Below are 14,814 nucleotides of genomic sequence, written 5' to 3'. Positions count from 1 at the left end.
CCCTTGTTATAACGGTGCGCAAATTTAATGAAGTTTGTGCAGTTTAAATAAAAAAAGCCATTACAATTGTAATGGCTGTAGCTACTAATCAATAAAATGACTCTTCAGTGATTATATCAGATACCTTCCTTTTAATATTAGAAAAGCGGGGTGTCTTCTATTACTTGTAAATCTTTTTTAAATTTTTTGAAAAACCACATTTTCAAAATCATTGACAAATAGAACATAATTGGCACCACAATAAGCGTTAAAAAGGTAGCCACGAACAGTCCAAAAATGACAGTCCATGCCAATGGCCCCCAGAATATTACGTTATCTCCACCAATGTAAATATTGGCGTCAAAATCAGAAAACAGTGTAAAAAAGTTAATATTCAAACCTATGGCTAACGGAATTAAACCTAAAATAGTGGTAATGGCTGTCAATAAAACGGGTCGCAATCTGGCTTTTCCGGCACGTACAATAGTTAGAAACAAAATGTTTGCCGGAAGATATGCCGATGGGTTCATATTGAGTTCTTGTTTCTTTCTGTCGATGAGCAATTGGGCGTAATCTAGGAGTACCACACCATTGTTTACCACAATTCCGGCCAATGCAATAATACCCATCATGGTCATCATAATAACGAAAGACCAACCTGTTATAATGAGTCCGCCAAAAACACCAATTAAACTTAAAAATATGGCTAGCATAATAATCGCCGGTTTCGATACCGAGTTAAATTGAAAGATTAAAATGAAAAAAATAAGTCCCAGACCTTTAAAAAAGGCACCCATTAAAAAGGCCTGCTGTTTGTTTTGTTCTTCGATTTGGCCTGTGTAATCAATTTTAATATCATCGGGTAATTGTGTGAAGTTTTTCATTTCTTCTTGGATGGTACCAACCACCGCAGCAGCATCCACAAATCCCGGAGCTAAAGCCGAGTAAACTGTTACAACACGTTTTGCGTCCCTGTGTTTTATAGCACTAAAACCACTGGTATTGGTATGGCTGGCTACAGAAGATACAGGAATATTTCTAACCTGACCAGATGCCATATCTCTAAATGTGATATTCTGATTAAAAATAGCGCTGGTGTTGTATCTCAAATCTTCATTAAAGCGCACATAAATATCATAATCGTCACCATCTTTTTTATAAATACCTGCTTTGGCACCAAAAATTGAGTTGCGCAGTTGCTGACCAACCTGACCTGTTTTAACGCCCAGTTCGCCTGCTTTTTCTCTATCAACAATCACCTTCATGGTTGGTTTGGCCTTGTTTACATCAATTTTTAATTCGTCTATGCCTGCAACATTTTGCGCATTGATAAACCGCCGCATATTTTCAGCCGTTTCAATAAGCTGATCGTAATCTTTACCTTCAAGTTCTATATTGATGGGCGCGCCTGCAGGCGGACCGTTGGCATCTTTTTCTACAGAAATTAAAACACCCGGATAAATACCGGTAAGCGCTTGTTGAACTTTTTGACGAAGGGCTTCGCTGTCTTGGCCTTTACGGTACTTAAACTGACGCATTGTAGCGGTAATCTTACCTTTATGAGGCATTTCGGCGGCTGAGCCTCCATCGGTTTGTGGGTTACCGGAACCTTCGCCTACCTGTGAAACGGCGCTTTCAACCATGTAATTATAATCGCCTTCCAGGTAGATATCCTCATTTAAAATATTAAAGACTTGTTGCTCAATTTGTTTGGTAATGGCGTTGGTTTTTTCAATGTCTGTACCTTCCGGGTATTCTATGTAAACAATAATTTGATTGGGTTTATTATCGGGGAAAAATTCAATTTTGGTACGCTGGCTTGCTATCGAAGCTCCAAATCCGCCAAAAGCTAAAAATAGTAGTACAAAAGTAGAAACAACAATGGCATAAGGTCTCCAAGAGCTTAGTGCATATTTAAGGGTGCGTTCATAAGCGTTCTCAAGCTTTGACAAGGTGTGTTTTTGAAAATAATTGGCTGCTTTTCTTAAAAATAGTCTGTATACCCAAACCATTATGGCACTTACAATCATTAGTGTTCCCAACCCGCGGTAGGGTCCGCCTACAATTAGAATAAGCAGACCAAATCCACCTATAATAGCCGATAGCCTGATAATTCTTTTTAAAGGCATTTCTTTGTCTTCAACCTTCATGAATTGAGACACCAAAACCGAGTTAAAAAATATAGCCACTACCAACGAAGAACCTAACACAACCGATAGCGTGATAGGAAAATAAATCATAAACTGCCCAAACAAACCCGGCCACAAACCCAACGGAACAAATGCCGCCACGGTGGTTACTGTTGATATAATAATGGGGTAGGCGATTTCACCAATACCTTTTTTAGCAGCTTCAACGCGCGACATGCCTTCTTCGTCCATTAAACGATAAACGTTTTCTACAACCACGATACCATTGTCTACCAACATACCTAGACCCATAATCAATCCAAATAAAATCATGGTATTGAGTGTGTAGCCAAGGGCACTTAAAATCATAAGCGACATAAACATTGACATGGGGATGGCAAAACCAACAAAAAGCGCGTTTTTAAATCCTAAGAAGAACATCAATACTGTTACTACCAAAATTACCCCGAAAATAATGTTGTTGACCAAATCCTCAACCTGACTAATAGTTTTATCAGACAAATCGTTGGTGATGGTAACTTCAAGGTTTGGAGGAAACACATTTTCGATGGCGTTATTCACAATAGCCTTCACCTTTTCGGTAGCCTCCACCATGTTTTTACCGGCACGTTTTTTAACATCGAGCATCACAACCGGTTCACCATCTTTTCTGGCATAAGTAGTTTTGTCTTTTTCTTTAAAATTTATTTCAGCGATATCTTTAAGGTAAATAGCGCTATTATTTTCAGACTTAACCACAAAATCGGCCAGGTCGTTAGGTTTTTCAATCTCGCCAACTACTCTTAGCGTTCGTCTTTGTCCGCTTGCTATTAAATTGCCTGCCGAAATAGTAACGTTTCCTTGATTAATGGCGTTGATTACATCGTCGAAACTAACTTGAGAAGCCATCATTTTATAAATATCAACGGCTACTTCAACTTCGTTATCCTGAACACCTCTGATATCGGCTTGTTTAATTTCGATAAGGTTTTCTATTTCATCCTGAAGGTATTCTGCAAAATCTTTAAGTTTTTCGGTTGGGTAATCGCCCGACAGATTGACGTTTAGAATAGGTATTTCTTCACTAATACTTAAATCAAAAACATTAGGGTCTACTTTGGCACCGTTAAAGGTTGGCCAATCTTCGCTGGCAACCTCAGTATCAATTTGGTCTTTAACTTTTTGTTTGGCAATATCAACCGGTATATCATCATCAAATTCTACTATAACAATAGAGTAATCTTCTTGAGACGTAGAAGTTATCTCAACAACATTACTAACTGTTTTTAATTTGTCTTCCAGCGGATTGGTGATGAGTTTTTCAATATCTTCAGCAGTGTTACCGGGATATACGGTACTGATGTAAATTTTGGTTTCTTTAATTTCGGGGAAATCTTCGCGCGGCATCGAAAAATAAGCCGAAGCACCCAACACCAGAATAACCATAATTACCACATACATAGTGGTTTTATTGGCGATAGCCCAGGTCGAGAGTTTAAATTCTTTATTGAGATTTTTATTTTCAGACATGTTGTGCGATTAAATCTGTTTAACTTCTACCTTTTGACCGTCTTTAACACTGCGAGCACCTTCTTGAATGACGAGTGTGTTTGGTGTTAAACCTTCCAGAACTTCAATGATGTCGCCCTGGGTTTTTCCTGTTGCAATGTTGGTGCGTTTTACAGTACCTGTCTTTTCGTTAACCTGATCGAGTACGTAAATATATTCGCTGCCTGATGCATCTTCAGAAATAATATCTTGTGGAATTAAGATGGCCTTGCCGCTGGTATAATCGTTAATTTTAAGTTTGGCCGTAAGATTGGGCTTAATGTTGTCGTAACCATTAGGGATGGCCACTTCTACCTTAAAGGTTCGGTTAGCGGCGTTGATATAGCTGCCGGCTTGTCTTACAACCGAGTTGATGCTCATATTTAAAACGGGGAACTCTACAATTACTTCTTTTCCGGTGGTAATGTCTTTTAAGTAGGATTCAGGTACATCAACCTCTACATACATATCCTTTAAACTTACCAATCTAAAAATGGATGTTCCCGGAGCCACAATAGTTCCCTGGTCTGTGAGAATATCGTCAATTGTACCCGAAAATGGGGATGTGATGGTAGTTTTTGCCAATTGTTGTTTCATTTGATTAATGGCCTCTAACTGACTTTCGTATGCAGACTTGGCTTGTAGATACTGAATTTCGCTTCCAATACTTTGTTGCCACAATCGCTCCTGACGCTCAAAAGTAGTTTTAGCTAAATCGGCCTGAATTTGCATTTGAGAAAGTTGCTGGCTCAATCCGCCATCGTCTATTTTAGCCAAAATCTGGCCTTTTGTAACTTGCTGTCCTTCTTTTACTAAAACAGTTTTAAGCAATCCACCAAATTCCGCATTTATAACCACCAGGTTTTTGGTGGTAACATTACCTTGAAGTTCGACATAATGTTTAAATAATTCTTCAGAAGTATTAAATGTAGAAACCAATTGTAGTTTATCAGTACCTGAAATTTCATCTAATTTAGCGTTGATGTCATCAATTTGAAGCTGTAGGGCTCGCTGAGATTCTAAAAGTTCTGACTTTTTGGTGTGTAGTAATTTGGAATCGCCGGATTCAAGTACGGCTTCAAAATTGTCCTTTTTGCCACCGCAAGACACTATTAATGTTAGCAAAAAAATGGTTATAATGGTATTGGTTTTCATGATATGTGGATTCTTATTTTTTGATTGTTAATTGGTAATGTTGAGTACGGTTTCTAAATCGGCTTTTTTGGTGATTACATCCAGCATGGCTTGTAAATAATCCTGTTGAGCACTATATAGTTGTGTTTGGGCTTGTCTTAGCTCAAAACTGCTTGCAATACCTTCAAAAAATTTGATTTCATTTTTTCGCTCTATGCGTTCGGCCAGTTCTAAATTTCTTTGTTTAATTTGATAATCTTCTATGGAAAATTTGTAATTACTTTTTGCTCTGGCTGCCTCCAATTTAAGTTGTTGTTCAATTTCAATTAAATCTTCTTTGGCTTTTTCAACATTGATTTTTGCGCGTTGAGAAGCGGCACTTCTACCAAAGGAAGAAAAAATGGGCACAGTTAAATTAACGCCTACCAAAGCAAAGCCTGCCCAATCTTGTTCGCGGTCTAAAAAGGTAAAACTATTGCTAAAACCTAAATATCCGGCATTTACAAAACTGCTTAAACTTGGTAACGACTTGCTGCGCTCTAGTTTAAGTAGTAAATCTTTTGAAACCTTGTCGTTAAAAGCTATTTTATAATCTATATTGTTGTCGATGTTTTCTTCGGCTTCAATTAAATCTATTGTAATATTTTTTTGAGCCAAATCGTCGAGAACATCGGTTAACCGTATAGGGGTTTCAATATCAATGCCGATGGTTAAATTAAATAGTTGCTTGGCAATAATTTCTAATCTTTCGGCATTGTTTAGTGCGCTTTCAATGCTTGAAAGTGTGATTTGAAGTTGTTCAACACTTTCTTCTTCTTCAAATCCATTTTCAAATAATTTTTGAGTTTCAAACAGATTTTTTTCAAGAACCGCTTTGTTATTGATAAGAATTTTAATGGTTTCTTCAGCAAGTAGAACGTTTCCGTAGGCATTAATAACTGCTTTTCTTACTTCTAAATCAGTTTTTTCTTTCGCGTTTTCAGAAATCTCAAGAAACACTTTAGCCGACTGTAAACCAACCAAATAAGATCCATCAAATAACAGCTGTCTTAAAGTGGCAGAGGCGTTCACATTTTGTTTGGTTCCAAAAATAACTTCAGCGAATTCACCGGGATTACCGCCAACAAACTCAGCAGGAATTAATGAAATTTGCTGCTTTAAAAAGTTTTGATAATCAATATTGGCATCAATTTGAGGCAAACCGGTTGCTGTAGTCTCCCATTTTTGTTGTTTGGCGGCTTCAATATCACGAACGGCATTTTTGGCTGCGCGGTTATTTTCCAAAGCAAAGTCAATGGCTTCTTGTAAGCTGTATGTTAGTGTTTCTTGCGCATTAACCTTTATAACGAGTAAAGTGAGTAGGCAGAGTGTTAAATATATTTTATTCATTTGAAAGGGATTCTTTTGAGAGTACTTTATTTAAAACAAGCAGTCCTTTAGGAGTGCAGATACCACGAAGGTGATACTCTAAATATTGATTCATAATGTTTTGCATTGAAAATAGCTCAACCGGATATAAGTCGTGATCTTTCAATGCAACCATATTGCTAAAGTATAATCGAGATATAAATTGAACATCGATATCACTTCTGTAATAACCTTGTTGAATACCGTGGTTTAAATTTTCGATAACGCAACCTTGCATTAAATCAAACTGTTTATTTTTTAAGTTTTTGTAAATTTTAGGATAATACTTTTGAAGCTGGTACTGAGGCGAAGATTTTTCGCCTTTTAAATGTGTCATCACGAAATTTTTAATTTGATAAATTTCTTCAACCGGATTGTTATGCAGGTTGCATATTAAATTAATCCCTGTCGAAATTTGTTCAAATAAATGAAGAGTCGAGGCTTCAATTAGCTCGTGTTTGTTTTTATAATGCTGATAAATAGTTTTTTTTGAAATACCAATTCTGTTGGCAATATCATCCATGGTAATGCTCTTAAAACCGTAATTCAAGAACAAATCAGCCGATGTTTCTAATATTTTTTCCTCCATAGTGGCGACAAAAGTAATGAAGGAAACTTTTAAAACAAAAAAAGTTTCCTTAGTTTAATGTAAATTTAACAAAAGGTTTACTTTAAAATTTTGATATTGCAATCACTAATATGATGATGGCATGCAAAATGTAACTTACTACCAGTCAATTTTTAATAATTTTCTTTCTAATTATCAGTTAGACGAAGAACCTCAAACTTTGTATCAACCCATACAATATATTTTAAGTTTAGGAGGCAAACGGTTAAGACCAACCTTAACATTAATGACTGCCGAAATGTTTGGCGCCAAAGCGGAAAATGCATTAAACGCTGCTTTGTGTGTTGAAGTGTTTCATAATTTTTCTTTAATTCATGACGATATTATGGACGATGCACCGCTAAGACGCGGAAAACCAACCGTGCATGAAAAATGGAATTTGAATACGGGCATTTTATCGGGAGATGCCATGTTAATTTTGTCGTATCAATTATTAGAATATTATAACGGAACAACTTTTAAAGAGTTAAATAGCCTGTTTACCAAAACAGCCTTAGAAGTATGCGAAGGTCAACAATACGATATTGATTTTGAAACCAGAAATGATGTTATTATTGATGAGTACATTAGGATGATAACCTATAAAACGTCGGTGCTGGTAGCTGCAGCCATGAAAATGGGCGCCATTATTGCCCAAGCATCGAGTCAGGACCAGCATTTAATTTATGAATTTGGAAAAAACCTTGGAATAGCCTTCCAAATACAGGACGATTATCTCGATGCCTTTGGTGATCCTGAAACCTTTGGTAAGCAAGTAGGTGGTGATATTATTGAAAACAAAAAAACATATCTGTATCTTAAGACAATTGAGCATGGTAGTCAGCAAGTTAAAGACGAACTTTTTCAATTGTTTAATGGGTCTGAAATCGATTTACAAGAAAAGGTAGAAAGGGTTAAACAACTATTTGAAACCTCGGGAGCAGTGAAAGAAACGAAAACGGCTATTTCTAATTACACCGCAAAGGCATTTGAATATTTAGAAGATTTGAGTTTAGACGATGTTTATAAATTTGCCTTAAAACAGTTTGGCGAACAACTCATGCAACGCAAAGTTTAAATGCATAAGCCATCAAATATTGAAGAATTGATTGCCGAGGTTACGGCCTTAGATTTGTATACCAATTTAATTCTCCAAATAAATAAAGATTTGCTTTTGGCTGGGATTGATTTAGAATTTTCAGAAAACACAACTCCCGAAATCTTATTTAGTGATTTAACACAAACTGTGTATTATTTACTGCGTGAGAAATTTATGGAATACCTTAATTTATTATATATTATTGATGTTCCTGAGAGCCAAATCAAACGGTTAGATGGCAATGATTTGGAGGTACTCGCAAAAAACGTAAGTTTTTTAATATTAAAGCGCGAGTGGCAAAAAGTTTGGTACAAAAAACATTACTAAAAGAACACTCTTACAAAAGGCATCCAGGCATTGCCATAAATACTTTTATCTCTGTTGTAAAGCACATCATATCTAATGCCTGCCATAAAATTTCGGTTGCCGTAGCCTGCTCCCAAAAATAACGCCGGATACCAATAATTTCTGTTAATACCAAGGTTGTTTTTAAATCTTTGATTAACGTTGAGTTGCTCAAACTCTGCCGAGATTTGAGCGTCGGGGATAGGATTGAACAATCCAATAACACTGGCACCAACAACCGTTGAGTTAAAAACATTCTTCTGGCTGTTGTAAGTGCCATTCAAACCAACACCTAATGCAAACTGAGAATTAAATTCATAAATAGCCTGCGGGGCAAGTGTAGCGCTAAAAAAATCGTTTGCAAAGCCTAAACCAATACCACCGCCATAACGAACTTTAGACCAAAATGGGTTGTCGTTGTAACTATTTTGAGCAAAATTGTTAGTAGAAGAAAACAAACAAAAAACACTTAGAACAATGAAATATTTAAGGAATAATGATTTGACAACTCGCATGTTAAAATATTTTAAAAGGTAATGTTACAAATATACTAATTAGGCATAGAATATCTGTAAAAGTTGTATTTTTGCTTAAATTTTGTTGAATTTTCAGCGACGCACAATATCATGGACAGGTATTCCTTTTTAAACGCAGCACATACGGCTTATTTTGCCGACTTATACGAACAATATTTACAAAATCCAGACAGCGTAGAGCCCAGTTGGCGAGCCTTTTTTCAAGGCTTTGATTTTGGCAGTGAGAATTATGGATTAAAAGGCGAAATTGTAGAAGGCGTTACCACTCAAATCCCTGAGCATGTTCAAAAGGAATTTCAGGTAGTTCAACTTATTGAAGCTTATAGAACACGGGGCCATTTGTTTACCAAAACAAACCCGGTTAGAGAACGTCGTCAATATTCACCAACATTGGCTATCGAGAATTTCGGGTTAAATCAATCCGATTTAGATACCGTATTTAATGCAGGTGAGATTTTAAGTATTGGGCCTGCAACATTAAAAAATATTATACAACATCTGGAGGCTATTTATTGTGATGCTATTGGTATAGAATACATGTATATTAGGCAGCCCGAGGAGGTAAAATGGATTCAGCAACGTCTAAATATCAATGATAACCACCCTAATTTTTCACCTGAAAGGAAAAAATATATTTTAGGAAAACTAAACGAAGCTGTTTCGTTTGAAAATTTCCTTCACACAAAATATGTGGGTCAAAAGCGTTTTTCGTTAGAAGGAAATGAATCTCTAATTCCGGCTCTCGATACTTTAATAGAAGAAGCAGCCGATTTTGGGGTTAAAGAATTTGTACTGGGCATGGCACATCGTGGCAGATTAAATACCTTAACTAATATATTTGGTAAATCTGCCGAAGATATTTTTAGTGAATTTGACGGGAAAGATTACGAAGAAGCCGTTTTTGATGGTGATGTTAAATACCATATGGGTTGGACCAGCGACAGACAAACCATCACGGGGAAGCATATTAACTTAAATATTGCGCCAAACCCATCGCATCTCGAAACCGTTGGTGCTGTTATAGAAGGTATTGCTCGCGCAAAACAAGATAGAGACGATATCACCGATGCTTCACAGGTATTACCAATTGCTGTTCATGGCGATGCCGCCATTGCCGGTCAGGGAATTATTTATGAAATAGTTCAAATGGCCAAGTTAGATGGCTATAAAACCAATGGGACCATTCATATTGTAGTTAACAATCAAATTGGATTTACCACCAATTATCTTGATGCGCGCTCAAGTATCTATTGTACCGATGTGGGGAAAGTTACCTTATCGCCAATTTTACACGTTAATGCCGATGATGTTGAAGCCGTAGTTCATGCAGCTTCTTTTGCATTGGCGTTTAGAATGCAGTTTAAACGAGATGTATTTTTAGATTTATTAGGTTACAGAAAATATGGCCATAACGAAGGTGACGAACCGCGTTTTACCCAGCCAAAGTTGTACAAAATGATCGCCAAGCACAGAAATCCAAGAGATATCTATGCAGAGAAATTAATAGCGCAGGGTATTATTAACGACAGTTATGTAGCCGAACTAGAAGAAGCCTACAAAGCCAAACTGGACCAAAAACTTGAAAGTTCCAGAAAAATTGATAAAACAGTTGTAACACCATTTATGCAACAAAAATGGGAAGGTTTTATTCGTGCTAAGGCACCTGAAATGTTACAGCATATAGATACTACCTACCCAAAGGAGAAACTTCAAAGAATCACTGAAGTTTTATCAAAACTACCGGAAGATAAAGACTTTATAAGAAAAATACAACGCCTTATTGAATCGAGAATTACCATGTTTGAAGAAGACAAACTCGACTGGTCTATGGCTGAGCATCTGGCTTATGGCTCATTACTTGAAGAAGGATTTGATGTGCGAATTTCAGGACAGGATGTTGAACGCGGTACGTTCTCCCACCGTCATGCAGTTGTTAAGGTTGAAGACAGTGAAGAAGAAATTATTCTTCATAATCATATAAGCGAAAAACAAGGATCATTCTATATCTATAATTCATTGCTTTCTGAATACGGTGTGGTTGGTTTTGACTACGGGTATGCCATGGCTAGTCCAAATACCCTCACCATATGGGAAGCCCAGTTTGGGGATTTTAGTAATGGTGCTCAAATCATGATTGACCAATATATTTCATCGGGTGAAGCCAAATGGAAAACTTCAAACGGACTGGTAATGCTTTTGCCACACGGTTATGAAGGCCAAGGTGCAGAACATTCTTCCGGGAGAATGGAACGCTATCTTCAATTATGCGCAAAAGATAATATGTTTATAGCCGATTGCTCGACGCCGGCCAACATGTTTCACTTGTTAAGAAGACAAATGAAAGCTAATTTCCGTAAACCGTTGATAGTCTTTACGCCCAAAAGTTTATTGAGACATCCAAGAGTAGTTTCAACTGTTGAAGAATTTGCCAACGGAAGTTTTCAAATGTTAATAGATGACGAGACTGCAAATCCTGATAAAATCAAGTCACTGGTTTTTGTGACCGGTAAATTTTATTACGATTTATTAGAAGTCAAAGAAGTGCAAAAAAGAGATGACGTGGCTTTGGTAAGGCTAGAACAATTGTTCCCACTTCCTGAAGAAGACATAAGAGCCATTATTAAAAAATATAAAAATGCCGACGAACTTGTTTGGGCGCAAGAAGAACCCAGAAATATGGGAGCCTATTCGCATTTAATGATGCACATGGACGAGTTTAAAAATTGCCGCTACGCAGGAAGAAGACCTTATGGTGCGCCGGCTGCCGGTAGTGCAACCCGCTCAAAAAGACGTCATCAAGAGGCCATCGATTACGTATTCGATAAAACAAAAAGCAATCAATATTAATTATATACTTTAAAATAATCATACAATGATTTTAGAAATGAAAGTGCCGTCACCGGGAGAATCTATCACAGAGGTAGAAATTGCACAATGGCTTGTTCAAGATGGAGATTATGTTGAAAAAGATCAAGCTATAGCTGAGGTTGACAGCGATAAAGCTACTTTAGAATTACCTGCTGAAGCCAGCGGTATTATAACACTTAAAGCTGAAGAGGGCGACGCCGTAGCTGTTGGAGAAGTAGTGTGCTTGATTGACACTTCGGCCTCAAAACCTGAGGGCGAAAGTGATTCTGCTCCAAAAGAGGAGAAGGCAGCAAAAAAAGAGGAAGTCAAAAAAGAAACAACGCCCGCACCTGTCGAAAATAAAACCTACGCCACCGGGACTGCAAGTCCGGCAGCAAAAAAAATATTAGACGAAAAAGGAATCACTGCCTCAACCGTTAGTGGCACCGGTAAAGATGGAAGAATCACTAAAGACGATGCAGTTAAAGCAGTACCTTCTATGGGAACACCTACTGGTGGTAGTCGTGGCGAATCGCGCTCAAAACTTTCTATGCTTAGACGAAAAGTGGCAGAGCGTTTGGTTTTGGCTAAAAATGAAACAGCCATGCTTACTACTTTTAATGAAGTAGATATGCAACCCATTTTTAATTTACGGGACCAGTACAAAGAAGATTTTAAAAATAAACATGGTGTTGGACTAGGGTTTATGAGTTTCTTTACATTGGCTGTGGTAAGAGCTCTTAAAATGTATCCGGCTGTTAATTCTATGATTGACGGTCAGGAAATGGTAAGCTACGATTTTTGTGATATTAGTATTGCCGTTTCAGGACCAAAAGGCTTGATGGTTCCTGTTATCAGAAACGCCGAAAACTTAAGTTTTAGAGGTGTTGAAGCAGAGGTAAAGCGCTTGGCGATACGTGCACGTGACGGACAAATAACCGTAGATGAAATGACCGGTGGAACGTTTACCATTTCTAACGGAGGTGTTTTTGGTAGTATGTTGTCTACACCAATTATCAATCCGCCACAAAGTGGCATTCTTGGTATGCACAATATTGTGGAACGTCCGGTTGCTATCAATGGTAAGGTTGAAATCAGGCCAATCATGTATGTTGCCTTATCTTACGACCATAGAATTATAGATGGTAAAGAAAGCGTTGGATTTTTAGTAGCAGTTAAAGAAGCACTCGAAAATCCGGAAGAGTTATTAATGGATAATAACCTTAGAAAAGCTTTAGAACTATAATTTAACTAATTTATAATAAAAAACTCGGCCCTTACAGCCGAGTTTTTTGATTATAAAATATTGACAACTATATTAATGGCAATTACTAAAAAAGCACATATAATAACTGTTATAACAAGCGTTTTAGTGCCAGAGCCAAGATTATTCTGTTGGGTATTCATAGGTTAAAAATTTGGAGCATATCTGGAAGTAGAAGCTCAAAATCATTTCGAATTGAGCTTCCATTTTTACTTCGCAGACACAATTGATTAATAGCAATGCTAAATTCGAAAAAAATTGGATACTGTACAATACGTAGTTTTACGTATTTTGTGTAAGTTAATACTTACATTTTAAAGGGAATCATTTACTTCATGCTTTGAGGGTTGTATAAAATAAACGAGTTCTGCAATATGCAGAACTCGCTAACCCTAAAAACTAATAATAACTAGTTTGAGTAACTAACCCAAAGAGCTAAGATTTTTGCTAAATTCTGTAAAAAATAAATAAAGCGCAATACGTATTTATACGTATTTTTCAATCTTAAAAAAGATAACAAATTGATTATTAGAATATAATAAAAAATAAAAAGTTTAATATTTTTTAAAAAATTTGGTTAATGTCAATTAAATGATTGATATTCAGAAAAATAAAAAATGTTAAAATTTTTGTTGAAGCCAATTATCGGTTAGCTCAATTTCAAATACAAATATTTTTTCTGGTAGTCAATAATTGCTTTTCCTTTTTTTAATATATCGGCCCCAATAATACCATCCACAGGCTTGGTATCCTGACTTATGAGTCCGTCATTTACATGCGTAAGATTAAAAAGTATGATTGGCATCTTTTGTTTTTTCCATCGACCTATTTTAAAAGTATCAATCGTAGAAATTTGAGTGCTCATATTTGAAGCACCCGCACCGGTGGCTTTAATTTCAGAATCTTCAGGAAGTAAATTAAATTCAGAAGTTTTATGAGTACCAATGAGTGAGCTCGATGCTCCGGTATCTAAAATAAAAGTGCCGGTTATACCATTAATGGTAGCTTTTATTTGAAAGTGGTTTGTTTTTAAAAGTTTCAGTTTACACTTGGTATAGCCTTTCTTTTTCAAAAATTCCTGAAGATCTTCAGTTTCCATTGCTTGTCTTTTTTGCAAATATAATCCTATAATTCAATTAAATTTGCATCATGATGATCACCGATACCCATACGCATCTTTACAGCGAATTGTTTGACGAAGACCGTGATGCCATGATTAAAAGAGCTTTAAAACTAAATATTAAGAGGTTTTTTATTCCGGCTATAGATTCATCTTACACAACGGCAATGCTGGATTTAGAACGCGCTTATCCTGAAAATGTATTCTTAATGATGGGTTTGCACCCAACTTCGGTGAAAGAAAATTATAAAGATGAATTAGCGCACGTAAGCTCTATGCTTTCAAAACGAAGGTTTTATGCAGTAGGCGAAACTGGGATTGACTTGTTTTGGGATACCTCTACTTTAGCCATTCAGCAGGAGGCTTTTAAATACCAGATACAATTGGCCAAACAGTATCAATTGCCAATTGTTATTCATTGTAGAGATGCTTTTGATGAAATCTTTGAAGTTCTCGAAAGTGAAAATCACAGTCAATTATTCGGAATTTTCCACTGTTTCACTGGAAATTTAGAACAAGCAAAAAAAGCCATATCCTTTAATATGAAGCTGGGCATTGGAGGTGTTGCTACTTTTAAAAACGGTAAAATTGATCAGTTTTTAAGCGAAATAGATTTAAAACATATTGTTTTAGAAACCGATGCGCCTTACTTGGCCCCTGTGCCTTATCGAGGAAAGCGCAATGAAAGTGCCTATATTATTGAAGTACTGAATAAACTTTCAGAAATTTATAATTTACCTGCCCAAGAAATTGCGAAAATCACTACCCAAAACTCAAAAGATGTTTTTGGAATCTAACT

The 14,814-nt window shown here is 36.5% G+C and carries 11 protein-coding genes; 5 read left to right on the top strand and 6 right to left on the bottom strand.

Annotation, left to right across the window (positions count from 1 at the left end; all coding sequences use genetic code 11):
• Positions 1 to 137: 137 nt before the first annotated feature.
• Genes FJ651_RS03065 through FJ651_RS03050 form a run of 4 tightly spaced genes read right to left on the bottom strand, consistent with a single transcriptional unit; the run spans position 138 to position 6,786 of the window.
• On the bottom strand, positions 138 to 3,638 hold the full coding sequence (locus FJ651_RS03065) for an efflux RND transporter permease subunit (RefSeq protein WP_140988924.1): 3,501 nt from the start codon (positions 3,636 to 3,638) through the stop codon (positions 138 to 140).
• 9 nt (positions 3,639 to 3,647) lie between these two features.
• Positions 3,648 to 4,811: an efflux RND transporter periplasmic adaptor subunit gene (locus FJ651_RS03060; protein WP_140988923.1), complete on the bottom strand. Its 1,164-nt coding sequence runs from the start codon at positions 4,809 to 4,811 to the stop codon at positions 3,648 to 3,650.
• A gap of 27 nt (positions 4,812 to 4,838) precedes the next feature.
• Positions 4,839 to 6,179 (bottom strand): TolC family protein, encoded by a 1,341-nt coding sequence (locus FJ651_RS03055; protein WP_140988922.1) that lies wholly within the window; start codon positions 6,177 to 6,179, stop codon positions 4,839 to 4,841.
• Positions 6,172 to 6,786, bottom strand: coding sequence for a TetR/AcrR family transcriptional regulator (locus tag FJ651_RS03050; protein ID WP_140988921.1), 615 nt, complete (start codon positions 6,784 to 6,786; stop codon positions 6,172 to 6,174). The genes FJ651_RS03055 and FJ651_RS03050 overlap by 8 nt, the downstream gene beginning before the upstream one ends.
• Positions 6,787 to 6,907: 121 nt before the next feature.
• Between FJ651_RS03050 and FJ651_RS03045 the strand changes: the two genes are divergently transcribed.
• Both FJ651_RS03045 and FJ651_RS03040 read left to right on the top strand, forming a co-directional pair.
• Positions 6,908 to 7,882, top strand: a complete 975-nt coding sequence (locus FJ651_RS03045) for a polyprenyl synthetase family protein (RefSeq protein WP_140988920.1) — start codon at positions 6,908 to 6,910, stop codon at positions 7,880 to 7,882.
• Complete coding sequence (locus FJ651_RS03040) at positions 7,883 to 8,230, top strand: hypothetical protein (protein ID WP_140988919.1); 348 nt, start codon at positions 7,883 to 7,885, stop codon at positions 8,228 to 8,230.
• On the opposite strand, the gene FJ651_RS03035 is transcribed toward FJ651_RS03040, so the two are convergent.
• Complete coding sequence (locus FJ651_RS03035; RefSeq protein ID WP_246085296.1) at positions 8,227 to 8,706, bottom strand: alpha-ketoglutarate decarboxylase; 480 nt, start codon at positions 8,704 to 8,706, stop codon at positions 8,227 to 8,229. The genes FJ651_RS03040 and FJ651_RS03035 overlap by 4 nt on opposite strands.
• A 168-nt stretch (positions 8,707 to 8,874) precedes the next feature.
• On the opposite strand from FJ651_RS03035, the gene FJ651_RS03030 reads away from it, so the two are divergent.
• Together FJ651_RS03030 and odhB are read left to right on the top strand one after the other, a co-directional pair.
• A complete protein-coding gene (locus tag FJ651_RS03030; RefSeq protein ID WP_140988917.1) occupies positions 8,875 to 11,631 on the top strand; it encodes a 2-oxoglutarate dehydrogenase E1 component in 2,757 nt (918 codons plus the stop codon).
• A gap of 25 nt (positions 11,632 to 11,656) precedes the next feature.
• Positions 11,657 to 12,877 (top strand): 2-oxoglutarate dehydrogenase complex dihydrolipoyllysine-residue succinyltransferase, encoded by a 1,221-nt coding sequence (gene odhB / locus FJ651_RS03025; protein WP_140988916.1) that lies wholly within the window; start codon positions 11,657 to 11,659, stop codon positions 12,875 to 12,877.
• A gap of 667 nt (positions 12,878 to 13,544) precedes the next feature.
• Here odhB and FJ651_RS03020 read toward each other — a convergent pair.
• Positions 13,545 to 13,994: a retropepsin-like aspartic protease gene (locus FJ651_RS03020; protein WP_140988915.1), complete on the bottom strand. Its 450-nt coding sequence runs from the start codon at positions 13,992 to 13,994 to the stop codon at positions 13,545 to 13,547.
• A gap of 50 nt (positions 13,995 to 14,044) precedes the next feature.
• On the opposite strand from FJ651_RS03020, the gene FJ651_RS03015 reads away from it, so the two are divergent.
• Positions 14,045 to 14,812: a TatD family hydrolase gene (locus FJ651_RS03015; protein WP_140988914.1), complete on the top strand. Its 768-nt coding sequence runs from the start codon at positions 14,045 to 14,047 to the stop codon at positions 14,810 to 14,812.
• The last annotated feature ends 2 nt before the right edge of the window (positions 14,813 to 14,814 follow it).

The sequence above is a fragment of the Paucihalobacter ruber genome (genome assembly GCF_006494535.1).
GTDB lineage: Bacteria > Bacteroidota > Bacteroidia > Flavobacteriales > Flavobacteriaceae > Paucihalobacter > Paucihalobacter ruber.
This window is presented reverse-complemented; position numbering and strand designations above follow the sequence as displayed.

What these genes read in the sequence shown, in the direction of transcription:
- FJ651_RS03050 (WP_140988921.1), bottom strand. Translation starts at nt 6,786, where the DNA reads ATGGAGGAAAAAATATTAGAAACATCGGCTGATTTGTTCTTGAATTAC.
- FJ651_RS03045 (WP_140988920.1), top strand. Translation starts at nt 6,908, where the DNA reads ATGCAAAATGTAACTTACTACCAGTCAATTTTTAATAATTTTCTTTCT.
- FJ651_RS03060 (WP_140988923.1), bottom strand. Translation starts at nt 4,811, where the DNA reads ATGAAAACCAATACCATTATAACCATTTTTTTGCTAACATTAATAGTG.
- FJ651_RS03055 (WP_140988922.1), bottom strand. Translation starts at nt 6,179, where the DNA reads ATGAATAAAATATATTTAACACTCTGCCTACTCACTTTACTCGTTATA.
- FJ651_RS03040 (WP_140988919.1), top strand. Translation starts at nt 7,883, where the DNA reads ATGCATAAGCCATCAAATATTGAAGAATTGATTGCCGAGGTTACGGCC.
- FJ651_RS03065 (WP_140988924.1), bottom strand. Translation starts at nt 3,638, where the DNA reads ATGTCTGAAAATAAAAATCTCAATAAAGAATTTAAACTCTCGACCTGG.
- FJ651_RS03030 (WP_140988917.1), top strand. Translation starts at nt 8,875, where the DNA reads ATGGACAGGTATTCCTTTTTAAACGCAGCACATACGGCTTATTTTGCC.
- FJ651_RS03015 (WP_140988914.1), top strand. Translation starts at nt 14,045, where the DNA reads ATGATGATCACCGATACCCATACGCATCTTTACAGCGAATTGTTTGAC.
- odhB (WP_140988916.1), top strand. Translation starts at nt 11,657, where the DNA reads ATGATTTTAGAAATGAAAGTGCCGTCACCGGGAGAATCTATCACAGAG.
- FJ651_RS03020 (WP_140988915.1), bottom strand. Translation starts at nt 13,994, where the DNA reads ATGGAAACTGAAGATCTTCAGGAATTTTTGAAAAAGAAAGGCTATACC.